The organism is Lutibacter oceani (assembly GCF_003384935.1).
GTDB classification, from domain to species: Bacteria; Bacteroidota; Bacteroidia; order Flavobacteriales; family Flavobacteriaceae; genus Lutibacter; species Lutibacter oceani.
On sequence record NZ_QTTQ01000012.1, the window covers coordinates 71,650 to 88,156 of the forward strand.

Genomic DNA, 16,507 nt, shown 5'->3' on the forward strand with positions numbered 1-16,507 from the left:
ATTTTATTGTATTCTTTGAAATAAAGTGTAAACATATTCTCTAGTATTTCCTGAAGGCTGAGTATATGTATAATTAAACCCTTTTAAAAGTTTAAAATCATCTCCTAAACGTTCTTGCAACATAAGTTCATTATAATTAAAAACGTCTAATCCACAACATTTTTTAGCGCCATCTAAATTAAATTCTGCTAAAATTACATAGCCATTTGGTTTTAATACTGTTTTTAATAAATTGAAATAAGCATCTTGCTGATGCTTTTCAGTAAAAAAATGCAACACGGCTCTATCATGCCATAAATCAATATTTTTTAATTTCAATAATTCTGTAGGTTTTGTTAAATCATCTACAATAAATTGAACAGTAGCGTTTTTATGATTTGTTAAACTTTTGTTTAATTCTGTAAGTGAAGCTGCGGCAATATCATTTACAATAATATTTGTATAACCTGTTGTTAGTAATTCTTCAATTAATGTTGTTGCACCAGCACCTGCATTAAAAATAACTGATTCCTTATCTAAATTACATGCATTAATTAATTCTATTGAAGGAGTTGGATTTTCTTCGTACCATCCTAAATTATTTACAGGCGTTTTTCTGTATGCATTATTCCAATGCGATTCAAAATTATAATCTGATAATTCATTTTCAGGGAAATTAGCACTCATTTATTTCAAATTTTAATTTTATAAAAGTAAGCAATTTAGATTGTTTGTCGAAACTACTTAATATATCTAACATTTTTTTAACTAAAAAATTTATTTGGTGTTGAAACTCTAGAATCAAATTAAATACACAAAAAATAATTCTATTAATTTTTAAGTTTAATTAATTACATTTGATGTTCAAATTTTAATAAATGAAAAATCAACTTTTTTCCTTCATAGCATTAATTGCTATTTTTTTTTCAGTACAAGCACAAAATATACAAACACCAAGTGAATTTTTAGGTTATGAACTAGGTTCAAACTTTACAAAACATCATAAAGTTGTTGATTATTTTAACTATCTAAGTACTAATTCTTTAAATGTTTCAATAGAAAAATATGGTAAAACAAACGAACAAAGACCTTTACTTGTTTCTTTTATTTCTTCTGAAGAAAATATTAAAAACTTAGAAACTATCAGAGAAGATAATTTAAAAAGAACAGGTATTTTAAAAGGTATACCAAATTCTAAAATTGGAATTGTTTGGTTAAGCTATAATGTTCACGGAAATGAAGCTTCCAGTACCGAAGCTGCCATGTTAACTATCTATAAATTGATTACTGAAAAGCAAGATTGGTTAAAAAATACAATAGTTATAATTGATCCTTGCATAAATCCTGATGGGCGCGACCGCTATGTAAATTGGTACAACCAGAAAAAAAGCAGTCCTTATAATACAAACCCTGATGCAACTGAACACAACGAGCCTTGGCCGGGAGGAAGACCAAACCATTATTTATTTGATTTAAATAGAGATTGGGCTTGGGCTTCACAAATAGAAACGCAACAACGGTTAAAAATTTATAATAAATGGATGCCTCAGATTCATGTTGATTTTCACGAACAATTTATAAATAACCCATATTATTTTGCTCCAGGAGCTGAACCATATCACGAAATTATTACCGATTGGCAACGAGATTTTCAAACCAAGATTGGTAAAAACCACGCTAAATATTTTGATAAAAATGGTTGGCGCTATTTTACAAAAGAATCTTTTGATTTATTGTATCCAAGTTATGGAGACACCTATCCAACTTATATGGGAGCAATTGGTATGACCTATGAACAAGCAGGGCATGGAATGGCCGGATTAGGAATTAATACCGAAAACAATACCGTTTTAACTTTAAAAGATCGTATTGCACACCATACAACTACCGGATTATCAACTGTTGAAATGGCTTCAAAAAACACGTTAAAAATGGTTTCTGAGTTTTCAAACTTTTTTGATAATTCTAAATTAAAATACAAAAACTATATTTTAAAAGGTGATAAAGAAAAAATAGAAAACGTTATAAAATTTCTTAAAAAGCATGAAATAGCAAGTTTTTATGCTGATACAAAAAAATTAAAAGCGTTTGATTATGCTTCCAATTCAATTAAAACAATAAAAACCAGTATAAATGATTTAATAATCCCAACCAATCAACCAAAAGGAAAAATGGTTAAAGTTTTATTTGAACAACAAGCCAAACTTTCAACACCTATAACTTATGATATTACTGCTTGGAGCTTACCTTATGCCTTTGGATTAGATGCTTTTGCTTCTGAAATAGCAATAACTTCAGACAAAAATTCGGCAATTAAAACCTTTAATGATGAAAATCAACTAAATAAAAATGCTTATGCATATATAAATAAATGGAATGAAGTATCTGATGCTGCTTTTTTAGGAGATTTATTAGAAGAGGGATTTAATGTTCGTTTTAGCCAAAAAGATTTTTCTGTTGAAGGCAATCAATTTAAAAAAGGCTCATTAATTATAATGAGAGGTGAAAATGAGCATGTTGCTAATTTTGATGAAATTGTTGTTGAAATTGCCAATAGGTTAGGTAAGAAAATTACTGCTACAACAACTGGTTTTGTTGATCTTGGATCAGATTTTGGTTCAGCAAATATTTCTTTAATAAAAAATAAAAATATTGCTGTTTTATCTGGAAAAGGAACTTCATATTTAAGCTTTGGTGAAATTTGGCACTTTTTTGAAACCCAATTAAATTACCCAATTAATGTAATTAATACTGATAATTTTAATAGAATCAACTTATCTAAATATCAAGTATTAATTTTACCAAATGGTTATAGAGCTGATGAGCAATCCTTAAAAAAAATTACTTCATTTGTATCGGAAGGTGGAAATATAATTACAATTGGAAGCTCTGTTAATAGTTTTGCTGATAAGGATGGATTTAATTTAAAAAAGAAAAAAACAAAAGAAGACGATACTTCTGAAAAATCAAATTTAATTCCATTTGACCAACGAGAAAAAGAGAATATTAAAAAGCAAATTACCGGAAGTATTTTTAAAAGTAATGTTGATGATTCTCACCCGCTAGCTTTTGGTTATAATGCAAATTATTATAGTTTAAAATTAAGTTCAACTGCTTTTGAATTACTTGAAAAAGGATATAATGTTGCTTATTTTCCTGAAAACACTATAAATATTTCAGGTTATGCTGGACCAGATGCGTTAAAGCAAGTTCCAAATTCCTTATTATTTGGTATTGAAAGAAAAGGCAGAGGAAATATTATTTATATGGTTGACAATCCATTATTTAGATCATTTTGGGAAAATGGAAAGCTATTTTTTGCGAATGCAGTATTTTTTAATTAAGGTAAAAATTATGTCACACTGAGCTTGGCGAAATGTTAAAACTATTTGATATTTAAATCAACTTCGACAAGCTTAGTTTGACAAAACTTATTTATTCAGACTTTTATAATTATTAGTTAGTAACTGGCTCACCAAACAAATCAAACTCAGTAGCTGAAGTAATTTTTATATTCGCAAATTTACCAACTTGAACATAGTATTTTGTTGCATCAATTAGCACTTCATTATCTACATCAGGTGAATCAAATTCGGTTCTTCCAACAAAAACATTTCCATCTTTTCTGTCTATTAAAACTTTAAAAGTTTTGTTAACTTTTTCTTGATTTAATTCAAAAGAAATCTGACTTTGAATTTCCATAATTTCATTAACACGTTGTTGCTTCACATCTTCAGCAACATCATCTTCTAAATTTGCAGCGTGTGTATTTTCTTCATGAGAATAGGCAAAAGCACCTAAACGTTCAAAACGCATTTCTTCAACCCAATCCTTTAATTCTTTAAAATTAGCTTCTGTTTCACCTGGATAACCAACTATTAACGTTGTTCTAATTGCCATATCTGGAACGGATTTTCTAAATTCTGCAATTAAATTGGTTGTTTTTTCATGTGAAGTTCCTCTTCGCATTGATTTTAAAATTTCATCATTTATATGCTGTAATGGAATATCTAAGTAATTACACACTTTTGGTTCATTATGAATAACTTCTAAAACATCTAACGGAAATCCTGTTGGAAATGCATAATGCAAACGTATCCATTCAATTCCTTCTATTTTAACTAATTCTTTTAACAAATCGGCTAAAGCTCTTTTTTTGTAGATATCTAATCCGTAATAGGTTAAATCCTGTGCAATTAGAATTAACTCTTTAATTCCTTTTTTAGCTAATTTTGTAGCTTCAATAACCAAATTTTCAATTGGAGTAGATACGTGTTTTCCACGCATTAAAGGAATTGCACAAAAAGAACAAGGCCTGTCACAACCTTCAGCAATTTTTAAATATGCATAATGAGTTGGTGTGGTTGTTAATCGTTCTCCAACCAATTCGTGCTTATAATCAGCATCTAAAACTTTCAATAAATTTGGTAAATCGTGAGTACCAAAATATTCATCCACATCAGGAATTTCTTTTTGCAAATCTGGTTTATAACGCTCACTTAAACAACCCGAAACATATACTCTATCAACTTCTCCTAATTCCTTTTTATTTACATAATGCAGAATAGTATTTATAGATTCTTCCTTTGCATCTCCAATAAAACCACAAGTATTTATAACAACAATGTTCCCTTCATCGTTTTCATCTTCATGAACTACATTTTTATTATTTGCTTTTAATTGCCCCATTAAAACTTCACTGTCGTAAACATTTTTAGAACAACCTAAAGTCACTACATTAATTTTATTATCTTTCTTTGATTTGGTTCTCATCTCTTGAATTTAAAGTGCGCAAAAATACTATTTTTTAGTTGTATACCAACCATTTAACAAAACTCTTTAATTATAGCTTTCTGGCTTCTTACGAATTTTAGTCATTTTTTCAAAAGCGTAGCCTAATTGCAGTAATTGATCTTCCTGATAAGGTTTTGCAATAAATGTTAAACTAATAGGTTCTCCCGTATTTTTATAACCCATTGGCACTGTTAAACATGGATATTTAGCCACTGCAGCAAAACCTGCATGATAATTATTAATGGATAAAATAGCATCCAGTTGATAGTCTTCAATAGGTGTATTTAAAAATTTAACACCATTGTTATGTAAGTTTTGTTTTATTTCTTGAAATGCTTCTGTTGAAGTGGAATCCATTATAATTCCTTCAAATAATTGCTGTCCGTAAGGTGCTCTGTTTATAGAATCTTGTAAATTTAGATTTACAATAGCTTCAACAGATGAGATTTCAATATTTTTATCTGCATAATTATTTAAATATGCAGGTAAATCGTGTTTCATATCAATATTCAATAATGTTAAAAAACCTTTCAGGTCAACCTGTGGTGGTTCAAATTCAATAATATCAGCACCTGCTCTTTTTAATTTCACAATTGTTGCTTTATAAATTGAATCAGTTAATAGCTGTTTTATTACACCCAATTTTTTACCCCTTAAACTGGCTGATTTTAAACCTTCAAAATAATTAATTTGTTGATTATTTCCTTTTGTTACATCATCTTCAGCGTCTTCTCCCAACATTGCTGATAATAAAATTGCGTTATCGGTAACATATTTTGTCATTGGACCTGGAGTGTCTAAAGTACTAGAAATTGGTACAATTCCTGTTCTACTTAACAAGCCAATAGTTGGTTTTAATCCTACAACTGAATTTTGACTAGATGGTGACAAAATAGATCCTGAAGTTTCTGTACCCACTGCAGCTACTGCAAAATTTGCTGCTACTGTTACCCCACTACCAGAACTTGAACCTCCTGTTTCAAAGACTTTTCTTCCATATGGATTTAACGTTTGTCCGCCAATTGCACTGTAACCAACCGGGCAACCACTACAAAAATAATAAGCCCATTCACTTAAATTAGCTTTCCCTAAAATCAGAGCTCCATTTTCTTTTAATCTTTTTACAACAAAGGCATCATCGGTATTTTTGTTATTTTCTAATGCAAATGCACCTGCAGTTGTAGGCATGTTTTTTGTATTAATATTGTCTTTGAGTAAAATTGGAAGACCATACAATGTATATTTTACATTTTCAGGTCTGTTTTTATCCTTTTCACGCGCTTGGTTTAATATATTCGGATTTAAGGATATGATACTGTGTAAGGCTAAATCATTATTACTTTCAAATTTTCGAATTCTATATAAGTAAAAAAGTACAATTTTTTCATATGATAAAATGCCACGCTCAACAGCATCCTGAATTGTAGGAATATCTTGTTCAATTATGTATGGTTCTAAATTATAGTAATCTTTATCTGAAAAATATGCCAACTCTTCTTCAAAAGGTTTAAATACTTCATTCATATCCAAATATTTGGATTGAATTAATTTGAATTTCATCCTGTTTATTTCGTGATTTTGTTGGTTTAAAATTTCTTCAGTTTCATCATAAGTAGTAAAAACAACAGTTAATTCTTTCTTTTTACAAGAAACTAACACGACTAAAATTCCTAAAATAAGAGCTAATTTTTTCATTGAATTATATTTTGAAATAAAGGTATAAAAAAGGCTGTTTAAAAAGTAAAAAAAATCGTCAACCTTAATTTATTTCAGGTTCTCATAATGATTAATTATCAGTATGATGAGATGCTGAAACGAGTTCAGCATGACGGCTTTCAATAATTTTAAACAGCCTTTTTATTTAATATTTTTTAATTAAAAAAAGAATCAACAAATTCAATTTTATTAAAAACTTGTAAATCATCTATTCCTTCACCAACGCCAATATATTTAACTGGAATTTGGAATTGGTCTGAAATTCCAATTACCACACCACCCTTTGCCGTACCGTCTAATTTAGTTACTGCTAATGAAGTAACTTCAGTTGCTTTTGTAAATTGCTTGGCTTGCTCAAAAGCATTCTGACCAGTTGAACCATCCAGTACCAATAAAACTTCGTGTGGAGCATCTTCAACAACCTTTTGCATTACCCTTTTTATTTTGGTAAGTTCATTCATTAAATTTACTTTATTATGCAATCGACCAGCTGTATCTATAATAATAACATCAGCATTTTGAGTTACACCAGATTTTAAAGTATCGAAAGCAACAGATGCAGGATCACTACCCATTTCTTGACGCACAATTGGAACACCAACCCTATCAGCCCATACTTGTAATTGATCTATTGCTGCTGCCCTAAACGTATCAGCTGCACCAAGTACCACCTTTTTACCGCTTTTTGTAAATTGAGATGCTAACTTACCAATAGTAGTTGTTTTACCAACTCCATTAACACCAACAACCATTATAACATATGGTTTTTTATCAGAAGGAACTGTAAATTCTGTTTCGTTACCAACATTTGTTTCTGCTAATAAACCTGCTATTTCTTCACGAAGAATAACATTTAGTTCATCGGTACCTAAATATTTATCTTTAGCAACTCTGGCTTCTATTCTATCAATAATTTTAAGTGTAGTTTCTACACCAACATCTGATGAAACTAAAATTTCTTCTAAGTTATCAAGTACATCATCATCAACCTTAGTTTTACCTGCAACTGCCTTAGATAATTTATTAAAAAAAGAAGACTTAGATTTTTCTAGACCTTTATCTAAAGTTTCTTTTTTTTCTTTCGAAAATATTCTTTTAAATAAACTCATTCTTTACAATTTTAAGCTATAAATATAAAAAAGAAAAGCTACCCTCAATAGTTTGAAAGTAGCTTTATATTATTTTATAAACAAAAATTTATTTTTTGCTCAAAAAGTCTTTTACATTATCTGGATCCATAATAGCTTCTACAAAAGTGTAAGCGCCTGATTTAGGAGACTTTACCATTTTTATAGCTTTAGTTAATCTTTTTGATCCTGTTTGTAACGATGCTACTGATTTCTTTGCCATGGTCCTATATTATTTTATTTCTTTATGAACAGTCATTTTCTTCAAGATAGGATTGAATTTTTTAATTTCCATTCTATCAGGAGTATTCTTTTTATTCTTAGTAGTAATGTATCTTGAAGTACCTGCTTGCCCAGAAGCTTTATGTTCAGTACATTCTAAAATTACCTGAATTCTATTTCCTTTAGTCTTTGCCATTACTTAATTATTTTTTTAAAAAACCTTTTTCCCTTGCTTCTTTAATAACAGCAGAGATTCCCTTTTTATTAATATTCTTTAAAGCAGATGTAGATACTTTTAAAGTAACCCATTTATCCTCTTCAGGAATATAAAAACGCTTTTTAATTAAATTAGCGTCAAATTTTCTTTTTGTTCTATTCAAAGCATGAGAAACATTGTTCCCAACCATTGCTTTTTTTCCAGTAAGTTCACAAACTCTTGACATATTTCTGTACCTTTTTAATGTATTCTCAAAACGAGATGCAAAATTAATTCTTTAAATCTAAATACACAAACTTATTTTACTAGTTTTTTAAAATTTCTTGCATTAACAATTCTAACGCTTTATTTGAAGCTCTTTCTATAACCTTTTCTCTTGGCTTTCCAAAGAAAAACTCTTGAGAAAAAACCTTATTTGGTGTAGCTATTGCAATAAAAACTGTTCCTACTGTTTTATCTGTTAAATCCGTTGTAGGACCAGCATTACCAGTAGTTGCTATTGCATAATCTGTTTTAAATTTTTGTTGAATTCCTAATGCCATAGCTTCTGCTACTTCAGAACTGACAACAGAAAATTGTTCAATTATACCCTTATTTACATTTAATTCTGAAATTTTTATTGCTGCCTGATATGCTACCACAGAACCCACAAAATATTTGGATGAACCTGAAATTGACGTTATCATTTTTGAAATATTGCCTCCTGTACAACTTTCAGCAATACCCAATGTTTGTTTTTTTTCTTGTAATAATCTCCCAATAACAACCTCAATTGTTTCTCCACTATCAAAACCAACAATAATATCTGGTATTATTTTTAATAATTTTTCAACCTCATTATTAATTGCTTTTTCTAATAACTCCTTATTCTGTCCTTTAGCAGACAATCTTAACCTAAGTCTTCCATAGGCTGGTAAATATGCCAATTTTATATCTTTAGGCAAATTATTTTCCCATACTTCAATTCTTTCCGCAACCATACTCTCACCCATTCCATAAGTTAAAATGGTTTTATGTAAAATAAAAGGCAAATGATAGGTATTTACAATTTTTGGCAAAACACTATCTTTCATTAACCCCTTCATTTCATTTGGAACTCCCGGTAAAGAAATTACAAGTTTATTATTATAATTAAACCACATACCTGGTGCTGTACCCCAATTGTTTTTTAAAGGAATACATTTTGAAGGCACCAATGCCTGATCTCTATTTATTTGTGTAAATGGATAATTAGTTTTTGCAAACATGTTTTTTATATGTTCAACAATTTCTTCATTTAATACCAACACATCATTAAAATATTCAGCTAATGTTAATTTAGTAATATCATCTTTTGTTGGTCCTAAGCCTCCTGTTAAAATAACAATATCAGCATTCCGTTTTGCCTCTTTTAATGCTTTTAAAATGTGCTCTTTATCATCTTGAATTGAAGTTATTTGATATACAGATACCCCTATTTTATTCAATTCTTCAGCAATCCATTTTGAATTTGAATCCAATATTTGACCTATTAAAATTTCATCTCCAATTGTAATTATTTCAGCCTGCATTTATATAAAAATATTATTTTGATAAAAGTACTAATTTCAACGCAACCTTTTTAAGAAATTATCATCTATTGTATTAAAAGAGAAAGTATTATTTAACTCCAACTAAAATTTTAAGCTATGATTGCACCCGATGAATTAAATGACAATGAACTTTTAGAACAAATTGAGAATTGCACTTTAAGTCCTACTTTTTTCACCCATGAAGTTCTTTTACGAATGACCTATATTTTAATTAAAAAATATGGATTGGAAGAAGCGATTAAAAAGAACTGCGAAATAAAAGAACAATATTTTCAAAAAGCCTTAAATAGCAATAAATTTAATTATACATTAACGAGAGCTTATACTGAAATTCTTCACCATTTTATTAACAATTCTAAAAATACTAATTTCGATAAATTGTTAAGAGATTTCCCTCGATTAAGATATAATTTTAAGGATTTAGTTAGAACACATTATGGTTATGATATTTTAAAAGAACACCGTAAAGAAGATTCTCAACCACCAAGACCTATTTTATTTACATTTTAATTAAACACTATTTAATCTTTACTGAAAATGCTTCGTTTTTGGCTATTGCGCCAATTAATATATCATTTTCAGTTACTTTACCAACACCTGCTGGTGTTCCTGTAAATATAATATCGCCCTTTTTTAGTGTAAAAAACTGAGAAACATAAGCTATTAATTCATCTATTTTCCAAAGCATTGCGTTGGTGTTCCCCTCTTGAACTAATTCATTGTTTTTATGTAATGTGAATTTTAAATTAGTTAGACTTCCTAAATTTTCTTTTGGAAAAAATTCACCAATTACGGCACTTCCATCAAATCCTTTGGCTTTTTCCCAAGGCAAACCTTTCTCTTTTAATTGGTTTTGTAAATCTCTTGCTGTAAAATCTATACCCAATCCAATTTCATCATAATATTTATGAGCAAATTTCTCTTCAATATACTTTCCAACTTTATTTATTTTAACCAAAACCTCAACTTCATAATGAATATCATTAGAAAAAGGTGGAATAAAAAAAGGCTGATTTTTAGCTAAAATTGCAGAATCTGGTTTTAAAAAAATTACCGGATTTTCAGGTTTCTCATTTTGTAATTCTTCTATATGTTTGGCGTAATTACGTCCTATGCAAATTATTTTCATAAATTAGTATTGAAAGTTTAATAGTTAATTTTAAAGACAATTAAGGAATCCATTTTTTTTCAAAATTTGGCTTACGTTTTTCTAAAAATGCATTTCTACCCTCTTTAGCTTCATCTGTCATATACGCTAAACGAGTTGCTTCTCCTGCAAAAACCTGTTGACCAACCATACCATCATCTGTTAAATTCATTGCAAATTTTAACATTTTTATTGAAGTAGGTGATTTTTCCAATATTTCTTGTGCCCATTGATAAGCTGTATCTTCCAACTCTTCATGAGGAATTACTGCATTTACCATTCCCATTTCAAATGCTTCTTGTGCAGAATAATTTCTTCCTAAAAAAAATATTTCACGCGCTTTTTTTTGCCCCACCATTTTAGCCAAATATGCTGAGCCATAACCACCATCAAAACTAGTAACATCGGCATCGGTTTGTTTAAAAATTGCGTGTTCTTTACTTGCTAAGGTTAAATCGCACACCACATGTAAACTATGTCCGCCACCAACAGCCCAACCTGGTACAACAGCAATAACAACTTTAGGCATAAAACGAATTAAACGTTGTACATCTAAAATATTGAGTCTGTGGTAATTATCATCGCCTACATAACCTTGATGTCCACGTACACGTTGATCACCTCCACTACAAAAACTAAAAACACCATCTTTAGTACTTGGGCCTTCTGAACTTAAGAGCACTACTCCAATAGATAAATCTTCTTGAGCATCATGAAAAGCCTCTAACAATTCACTTGTAGTTTTTGGTCTAAAGGCATTTCTAACATTTGGTCTGTTAAATGCTATACGTGCAACTCCATTGCATTTTTTATACGTAATATCTTCAAATTCCCTTACGGTCTTCCATTCAATTTCTTTCATTTCATATAAATTAAAAGGTAAAAATAATTTATTTTAATGGTATAAAAAATTAAAATTTAAAAGATATCCTTTCATTTATACTATTAAAATTATATAAATACTAAAATTGTAAATTTTGGGTTAATATTTATGTTAAATGCTTTGTTTATGAATAATTTCAAATTCAAAATGTTAATATATTGTTTTAACTTTTTCTATATCAGAATATAATTTAAATTTAGACCATGAAAATTTCAATTTTAAATAAAATAAACACCCTATTAATATTATTTGTTACAATTAATAGCTTTTCTCAAAATATCAAAACAAAAAAATTTAATTCTGAAATACTTCAAAATGATCGTTATTTAAAAATATATATTCCTCCAAGTTACGATTTAGATGAAACTAAGTTTTATCCGTTAACAATTGTACTTGATGCAGAGTTTTTATTTGATGTTTATGTTGGAAACTCTATATTATTTGCCAATAAAGATAAGGCCCCAGAGCAAATTGTTGTTGGTATAAATCAAAATCATTTTGATGAAAGGTATCAAGATTGTTCTTATCAAAAGGAAAATAGTTTACCAACCCAGGAAAGTGAAGCTTTTTACCAATTTATTAGAATAGAACTAATGGATTATTTAGAAGAAAACTATAGAATTTCTCCCTTTAAAACAATTATAGGAAATACTTTAACCGCAAATTTTACAAATTATTTTTTAGTTGAAGAATACCCAGGATTTAATGCTTTTATAAATATTAACCCTTATTATGCATTGGACATTCCTATTATGTTACAACAAAAAGCTTCTTCTCTTAAAGATGAAAACATATACTATTATTTAAGTAATGGTAATTATAATTTAGAGAAATACAGCACTTTTATTGACGAAACAAATGCATTATTAGAAACAGTAAATAATCCTAAATTTAAATACAAATACGAAAAATTTGAAAATAGTACTAAAACTGCCTCAATAGGGCAATCTGTTCCAAGTGCTTTAGCATTTATTTTTGAAATGTATTCAACAATTTCCGATGAAGAATTTGATAAAAACGTTAAGGATTTATCCCCTGCTGATGCAATTGCCTATTTAGAAAAAAAATATGTTGAAATTGAATATTTGTTTGGAAGTAATTTAAAAATAAGAGAAAAAGATATTTTTGCAATCGAAGCAATTGTTCTAGACAAAGAAAATGGTGATTATTTAAAAAATTTTGGTGAAATGATTAATAAACTTTATAAAGAATCACCAATTGGAGATTATTATATTGGACGTTATTATGAAACTGAAAAAAAATATAAACTGGCTTTAAGATATTATAAAAGCGGTTATATGAAACTACCTGAAGGAGATCCAAACTCTGATGGTTACTACGAAAACATTGAACGAGTACTGCAAAAAAGAGACGGCGCTTATATTGAAGAAAATCCCAAATAATTAAATAATAAAATGAGCAAGACCGGGCTTTAACCTCAAACACAATTCTTAAAATATGAATTTTATATTACCAATAAAAAACAATAAATATCAACACATGAAACATACTTTTTTAACCCTTATTTTACTAGTAACAACTTCTTTTTTTTATGCGCAAGAAGATAATGTTGTAACAGTACAATTACCTACTGAACAAAAATATGAGTTTACTTCAGTTATAGACATTGAAGCATCGGCTGTTAAAAACCAAGGAAATACAGGAACTTGCTGGAGTTTTTCAGCTTCATCGTTTTTAGAATCTGAGATTTATAGAAATACTGGAGAAATAATTGACATTTCTGAAATGTATAATGTTAGAAATACTTATCCTACAAAAGCCTGGAATTATGTTATGCGTCAAGGTAAAATTCAGTTTAGTGAAGGAGGTTTGGCACATGATGTATTAAATGCTGTTAAAACCTACGGTTTAGTTCCTGAAAGTGCTTACTCTGGTTTAAAAAATGATGCTACCAACCACAATCATTCTAAACTAGTTCCTGAGTTAACAAAAGTTTTAGATGATTATATTAAAAACGGTAAAAAATCTGCATATCCTAATTGGAGCGTTTCTGTTGATTCTATCTTAGACCTTCATTTGGGTAAAACACCAGAAACCTTCTTTTATGAAGGAATGACATACACTCCTAAATCATTTCTAGACAAAACCAACATAAAAACATCAGATTATATAACGTTAACTTCATTTACGCACCAACCTTACAATTCTAATTTTATATTAAATATTCCTGATAATTTTTCCAACGGACTATTTTATAATATTACTTTAGATAAGTTAGTTTCCGAAACAGATAATGCCTTAAAAAAAGGATACACTATTGCATTGGATTGTGATGTTTCTGAAAAAACTTTTTCTTCAAAATATGGAATAGCAGTACTGCCAAAAAAAATTGAAGATAATGAAAAAGCATTAACTTATATTGTAAATGAAAACGATATAACACCTGAATTTAGGCAACAAGAATTTGAAAATTACAACACCACAGATGACCATTTAATGCACATAATTGGTATGGTAAAAGATCAAAATGGAAACGAATATTATAAAGTTAAAAACTCTTGGGGAACAAATAGAGAACGCATTGGAAATAACGGTTACGTTTATATGAGTAAGGCATTCTTTAAGTTAAAAACAATTTCTATTTTAGTTCATAAAAATGCATTAAGTGAAGATTTAAAAGATAAAATTAAAATTTAATTTCACTGTCAAACTGAGTTTGTTCAAATTTATGAAAAACAGACAAGCTCAGTTTGAAAAAATATTTACACAAACTTAATACCTTCTTCAGAAATAGTAATTAATTTTTGACGAAATAAACCTCCAATTGCACTTTTAAAAGCCTTTTTACTCATTCCCAATTGGTATTTTATTTCATCAGGACTACTTTTATCATGCAATGCTAAAACGCCATCATTTTGTCTTAATGCATTTAATATTGTAATTTCATTTTTAACAATAGTGTGTTTAAAACCAATAGCTTGCAAGCTCACATCTAGCTTTTCATCTTCACGAATTTTCTTTATATAACCAACTAATTTTTGACCTTCTTCTATTTTTTGGTATAATTCATTTTTATAAAGCATTCCTTCAAATTCTTCATTTACCAAAACTGTAAATCCCAATGCTGTATTTCTTACAACAATTAAATCTACTTTATCACCTACTTTTAAATCCATAATATTTTATTTTAAATTGTTGAAATATGCTTTTAATATTTTATCATTTTCTTCTCTTGGAGTAAATATTTCTAATAATTTTGGTGTATTAGATTCTTTATAAAAACTGTCCAATTCTTTATTCAACTCATTTTCATTCACAACTGTTGAATACTCAAAATTATACATTTTACACAAATGTACAGCGGTTAAATTATGTGGAGCTTCAAAATAATCTAACGCATTTGAATTTTGAGGACCAGGTATAAACCTAAAAATACCGCCACCTCCATTATTCACTAAAATTATTCTAAAATTCTTAGGAATATAAGTATTCCAAAGTGCATTACTATCATAAAAAAAACTAATATCACCTGTTAAAAAAACAGTATTTTCTTTTAAAGCTGTGGCTGCTCCAATTGCTGTACTTGTACTGCCATCAATACCGCTTGTGCCTCTATTACAAAATACACGCAATGTTTTATTTATATTAAACAATTGTGTGTATCTAATTACTGAACTATTACCAACTTGTAATTGTGAATAATTAGGAACAGATTTTAACAGAGTATCAAAAACTTTTAAATCGGAAAATTCACAATTAGTTAAAAACTCCTGATGTTTTTTTAATCGTACATATTTTTTATTTAACCAAAATTCTTGATAATCGCTATTTAAAGGCTTTGTTAAAAAGAAAAACTGACTAAAAAATAATTGTGGCGTAATTTTAAAATGATGCTTTAAACAATGAAATGTATCAAATGCTCTTTTGGTATCAACATGCCAATGATATGTTGGTTTAAATTTTCTTAAATGTTGTTTTATTTTTTTTGAAACAATTAAACCTCCTAAACTTAATAATATATCTGGCTGAAAATGAGACAATTCATCATCTTCCAATGGAAAAATTAATTTATCTATACTGTTAATAAATTTTGAATGCGAAACATTTGCAGTATTTTCAATTAATATCAAAACAGACGGATCTTTAGTTAAATGCTCTAATTGAATTTGTAATAATTCACTTGGATAATTAGCACCAACCAACACCATTTTTCGTTTGGAAGTATTCCATATTTCTGCAAACTTTTCTAAATAATCAACTTCTAAAGGAACCTCCTCAAAATTGTTAACTATTGGTTCAAATTTAATAATTTCATTAGTGGTTTCATATAAAGGCTCATCAAAAGGCACATTTATATGAACAGGTCCTTTTTCTAAAATAGAAATTTCAAAAATTTCATCAATCATTTCTTTTATAGAATTTTCAACATTTAAATCTTCATTTAAACTTATAGATTCTAAAATATGATTTTCAAAAACATTTTCTTGCCTAATTGTTTGTCCATCACCAATGTCAATTAAATGTTCAGGTCTATCAGCTGAAATTACAACTAACGGAATATTACTATAAAAAGCTTCAGCAATAGCAGGGTAATAGTTTAATAATGCAGAACCCGATGTACAAACTACTGCTACTGGTTTTTGCAACTGTTGCGCTATACCTAATGCGAAAAATGCCGCACAACGCTCATCAACAATACTATATGTTTTTATATTTGAATGATTTGTAAAACCAATTGTTAAAGGTGCATTTCTTGAACCTGGGGAAATTACAACGTGCTCAATTTTATTAGCAACACAAGATGCAATTACAATTTGAGCCAATTCATTTTTAGGAAATTGAGGCATTTAATTTTAACGAGTTTTAAAGTTACAAAGTTACATAAAGTTA

The 16,507-nt window shown here is 28.6% G+C and carries 16 protein-coding genes; 4 read left to right on the plus strand and 12 right to left on the minus strand.

All coding sequences use genetic code 11. The annotated features are described in order from the left end of the window. Positions 1–3: 3 nt before the first annotated feature. The gene (locus BX611_RS13190) at positions 4–666 is read right to left on the minus strand and encodes a methyltransferase domain-containing protein (RefSeq protein ID WP_115882101.1); all 663 of its coding nucleotides are present in this window, start codon (positions 664–666) and stop codon (positions 4–6) included. A gap of 191 nt (positions 667–857) precedes the next feature. On the opposite strand from BX611_RS13190, the gene BX611_RS13195 reads away from it, so the two are divergent. After that, positions 858–3,323 carry a M14 family metallopeptidase gene (locus tag BX611_RS13195; RefSeq protein ID WP_115882103.1) on the plus strand — a complete coding sequence of 822 codons (2,466 nt, stop codon included), beginning with the start codon at positions 858–860 and terminating at the stop codon, positions 3,321–3,323. 112 nt (positions 3,324–3,435) lie between these two features. On the opposite strand, the gene rimO is transcribed toward BX611_RS13195, so the two are convergent. The 7 genes from rimO to BX611_RS13230 form a co-directional block, all read right to left on the minus strand. Continuing rightward, positions 3,436–4,752, minus strand: a complete 1,317-nt coding sequence (rimO, locus tag BX611_RS13200) for a 30S ribosomal protein S12 methylthiotransferase RimO (protein ID WP_115882105.1) — start codon at positions 4,750–4,752, stop codon at positions 3,436–3,438. A gap of 66 nt (positions 4,753–4,818) precedes the next feature. After that, on the minus strand, positions 4,819–6,468 hold the full coding sequence (locus BX611_RS13205; RefSeq protein WP_115882107.1) for an amidase family protein: 1,650 nt from the start codon (positions 6,466–6,468) through the stop codon (positions 4,819–4,821). A gap of 176 nt (positions 6,469–6,644) precedes the next feature. After that, complete coding sequence (gene ftsY, locus BX611_RS13210) at positions 6,645–7,598, minus strand: signal recognition particle-docking protein FtsY (protein ID WP_115882109.1); 954 nt, start codon at positions 7,596–7,598, stop codon at positions 6,645–6,647. 88 nt (positions 7,599–7,686) lie between these two features. Next, complete coding sequence (locus BX611_RS13215) at positions 7,687–7,839, minus strand: DUF4295 domain-containing protein (protein ID WP_115882111.1); 153 nt, start codon at positions 7,837–7,839, stop codon at positions 7,687–7,689. 9 nt (positions 7,840–7,848) lie between these two features. Next, positions 7,849–8,034, minus strand: coding sequence for a 50S ribosomal protein L33 (gene rpmG, locus BX611_RS13220; RefSeq protein WP_089377388.1), 186 nt, complete (start codon positions 8,032–8,034; stop codon positions 7,849–7,851). 7 nt (positions 8,035–8,041) lie between these two features. Beyond that, on the minus strand, positions 8,042–8,281 hold the full coding sequence (gene rpmB, locus BX611_RS13225; RefSeq protein WP_115882113.1) for a 50S ribosomal protein L28: 240 nt from the start codon (positions 8,279–8,281) through the stop codon (positions 8,042–8,044). A gap of 79 nt (positions 8,282–8,360) precedes the next feature. Continuing rightward, the gene (locus BX611_RS13230; protein WP_115882115.1) at positions 8,361–9,605 is read right to left on the minus strand and encodes a competence/damage-inducible protein A; all 1,245 of its coding nucleotides are present in this window, start codon (positions 9,603–9,605) and stop codon (positions 8,361–8,363) included. A 117-nt stretch (positions 9,606–9,722) separates the two neighbouring features. Here BX611_RS13230 and BX611_RS13235 point away from each other — a divergent pair, with 117 nt between their 5' ends. Beyond that, on the plus strand, positions 9,723–10,136 hold the full coding sequence (locus BX611_RS13235; protein ID WP_115882117.1) for a hypothetical protein: 414 nt from the start codon (positions 9,723–9,725) through the stop codon (positions 10,134–10,136). Positions 10,137–10,143: 7 nt separating this feature from the next. Here BX611_RS13235 and BX611_RS13240 read toward each other — a convergent pair whose 3' ends face one another. After that, positions 10,144–10,755: a fumarylacetoacetate hydrolase family protein gene (locus BX611_RS13240; protein ID WP_115882119.1), complete on the minus strand. Its 612-nt coding sequence runs from the start codon at positions 10,753–10,755 to the stop codon at positions 10,144–10,146. 40 nt (positions 10,756–10,795) lie between these two features. Continuing rightward, complete coding sequence (locus tag BX611_RS13245) at positions 10,796–11,635, minus strand: 1,4-dihydroxy-2-naphthoyl-CoA synthase (RefSeq protein WP_115882121.1); 840 nt, start codon at positions 11,633–11,635, stop codon at positions 10,796–10,798. A gap of 224 nt (positions 11,636–11,859) precedes the next feature. Between BX611_RS13245 and BX611_RS13250 the strand changes: the two genes are divergently transcribed. Continuing rightward, complete coding sequence (locus BX611_RS13250) at positions 11,860–13,059, plus strand: alpha/beta hydrolase (protein ID WP_115882123.1); 1,200 nt, start codon at positions 11,860–11,862, stop codon at positions 13,057–13,059. A gap of 55 nt (positions 13,060–13,114) precedes the next feature. Next, positions 13,115–14,314 (plus strand): C1 family peptidase, encoded by a 1,200-nt coding sequence (locus tag BX611_RS13255; protein ID WP_240324991.1) that lies wholly within the window; start codon positions 13,115–13,117, stop codon positions 14,312–14,314. A gap of 65 nt (positions 14,315–14,379) precedes the next feature. On the opposite strand, the gene BX611_RS13260 is transcribed toward BX611_RS13255, so the two are convergent. Together BX611_RS13260 and menD are read right to left on the minus strand one after the other, a co-directional pair. Further along, positions 14,380–14,793, minus strand: coding sequence for a S1 RNA-binding domain-containing protein (locus tag BX611_RS13260; RefSeq protein WP_162880045.1), 414 nt, complete (start codon positions 14,791–14,793; stop codon positions 14,380–14,382). 6 nt (positions 14,794–14,799) lie between these two features. After that, on the minus strand, positions 14,800–16,464 hold the full coding sequence (gene menD / locus BX611_RS13265) for a 2-succinyl-5-enolpyruvyl-6-hydroxy-3-cyclohexene-1-carboxylic-acid synthase (RefSeq protein ID WP_115882127.1): 1,665 nt from the start codon (positions 16,462–16,464) through the stop codon (positions 14,800–14,802). Between the last annotated feature and the right edge of the window lie 43 nt (positions 16,465–16,507).

What these genes read in the sequence shown, in the direction of transcription:
- menD (WP_115882127.1), bottom strand. Translation starts at nt 16,464, where the DNA reads ATGCCTCAATTTCCTAAAAATGAATTGGCTCAAATTGTAATTGCATCT.
- rpmB (WP_115882113.1), bottom strand. Translation starts at nt 8,281, where the DNA reads ATGTCAAGAGTTTGTGAACTTACTGGAAAAAAAGCAATGGTTGGGAAC.
- rimO (WP_115882105.1), bottom strand. Translation starts at nt 4,752, where the DNA reads ATGAGAACCAAATCAAAGAAAGATAATAAAATTAATGTAGTGACTTTA.
- BX611_RS13230 (WP_115882115.1), bottom strand. Translation starts at nt 9,605, where the DNA reads ATGCAGGCTGAAATAATTACAATTGGAGATGAAATTTTAATAGGTCAA.
- BX611_RS13260 (WP_162880045.1), bottom strand. Translation starts at nt 14,793, where the DNA reads ATGGATTTAAAAGTAGGTGATAAAGTAGATTTAATTGTTGTAAGAAAT.
- BX611_RS13190 (WP_115882101.1), bottom strand. Translation starts at nt 666, where the DNA reads ATGAGTGCTAATTTCCCTGAAAATGAATTATCAGATTATAATTTTGAA.
- BX611_RS13195 (WP_115882103.1), top strand. Translation starts at nt 858, where the DNA reads ATGAAAAATCAACTTTTTTCCTTCATAGCATTAATTGCTATTTTTTTT.
- BX611_RS13215 (WP_115882111.1), bottom strand. Translation starts at nt 7,839, where the DNA reads ATGGCAAAGAAATCAGTAGCATCGTTACAAACAGGATCAAAAAGATTA.
- ftsY (WP_115882109.1), bottom strand. Translation starts at nt 7,598, where the DNA reads ATGAGTTTATTTAAAAGAATATTTTCGAAAGAAAAAAAAGAAACTTTA.
- BX611_RS13240 (WP_115882119.1), bottom strand. Translation starts at nt 10,755, where the DNA reads ATGAAAATAATTTGCATAGGACGTAATTACGCCAAACATATAGAAGAA.
- BX611_RS13245 (WP_115882121.1), bottom strand. Translation starts at nt 11,635, where the DNA reads ATGAAAGAAATTGAATGGAAGACCGTAAGGGAATTTGAAGATATTACG.
- BX611_RS13250 (WP_115882123.1), top strand. Translation starts at nt 11,860, where the DNA reads ATGAAAATTTCAATTTTAAATAAAATAAACACCCTATTAATATTATTT.
- BX611_RS13255 (WP_240324991.1), top strand. Translation starts at nt 13,115, where the DNA reads ATGAATTTTATATTACCAATAAAAAACAATAAATATCAACACATGAAA.
- BX611_RS13205 (WP_115882107.1), bottom strand. Translation starts at nt 6,468, where the DNA reads ATGAAAAAATTAGCTCTTATTTTAGGAATTTTAGTCGTGTTAGTTTCT.
- rpmG (WP_089377388.1), bottom strand. Translation starts at nt 8,034, where the DNA reads ATGGCAAAGACTAAAGGAAATAGAATTCAGGTAATTTTAGAATGTACT.
- BX611_RS13235 (WP_115882117.1), top strand. Translation starts at nt 9,723, where the DNA reads ATGATTGCACCCGATGAATTAAATGACAATGAACTTTTAGAACAAATT.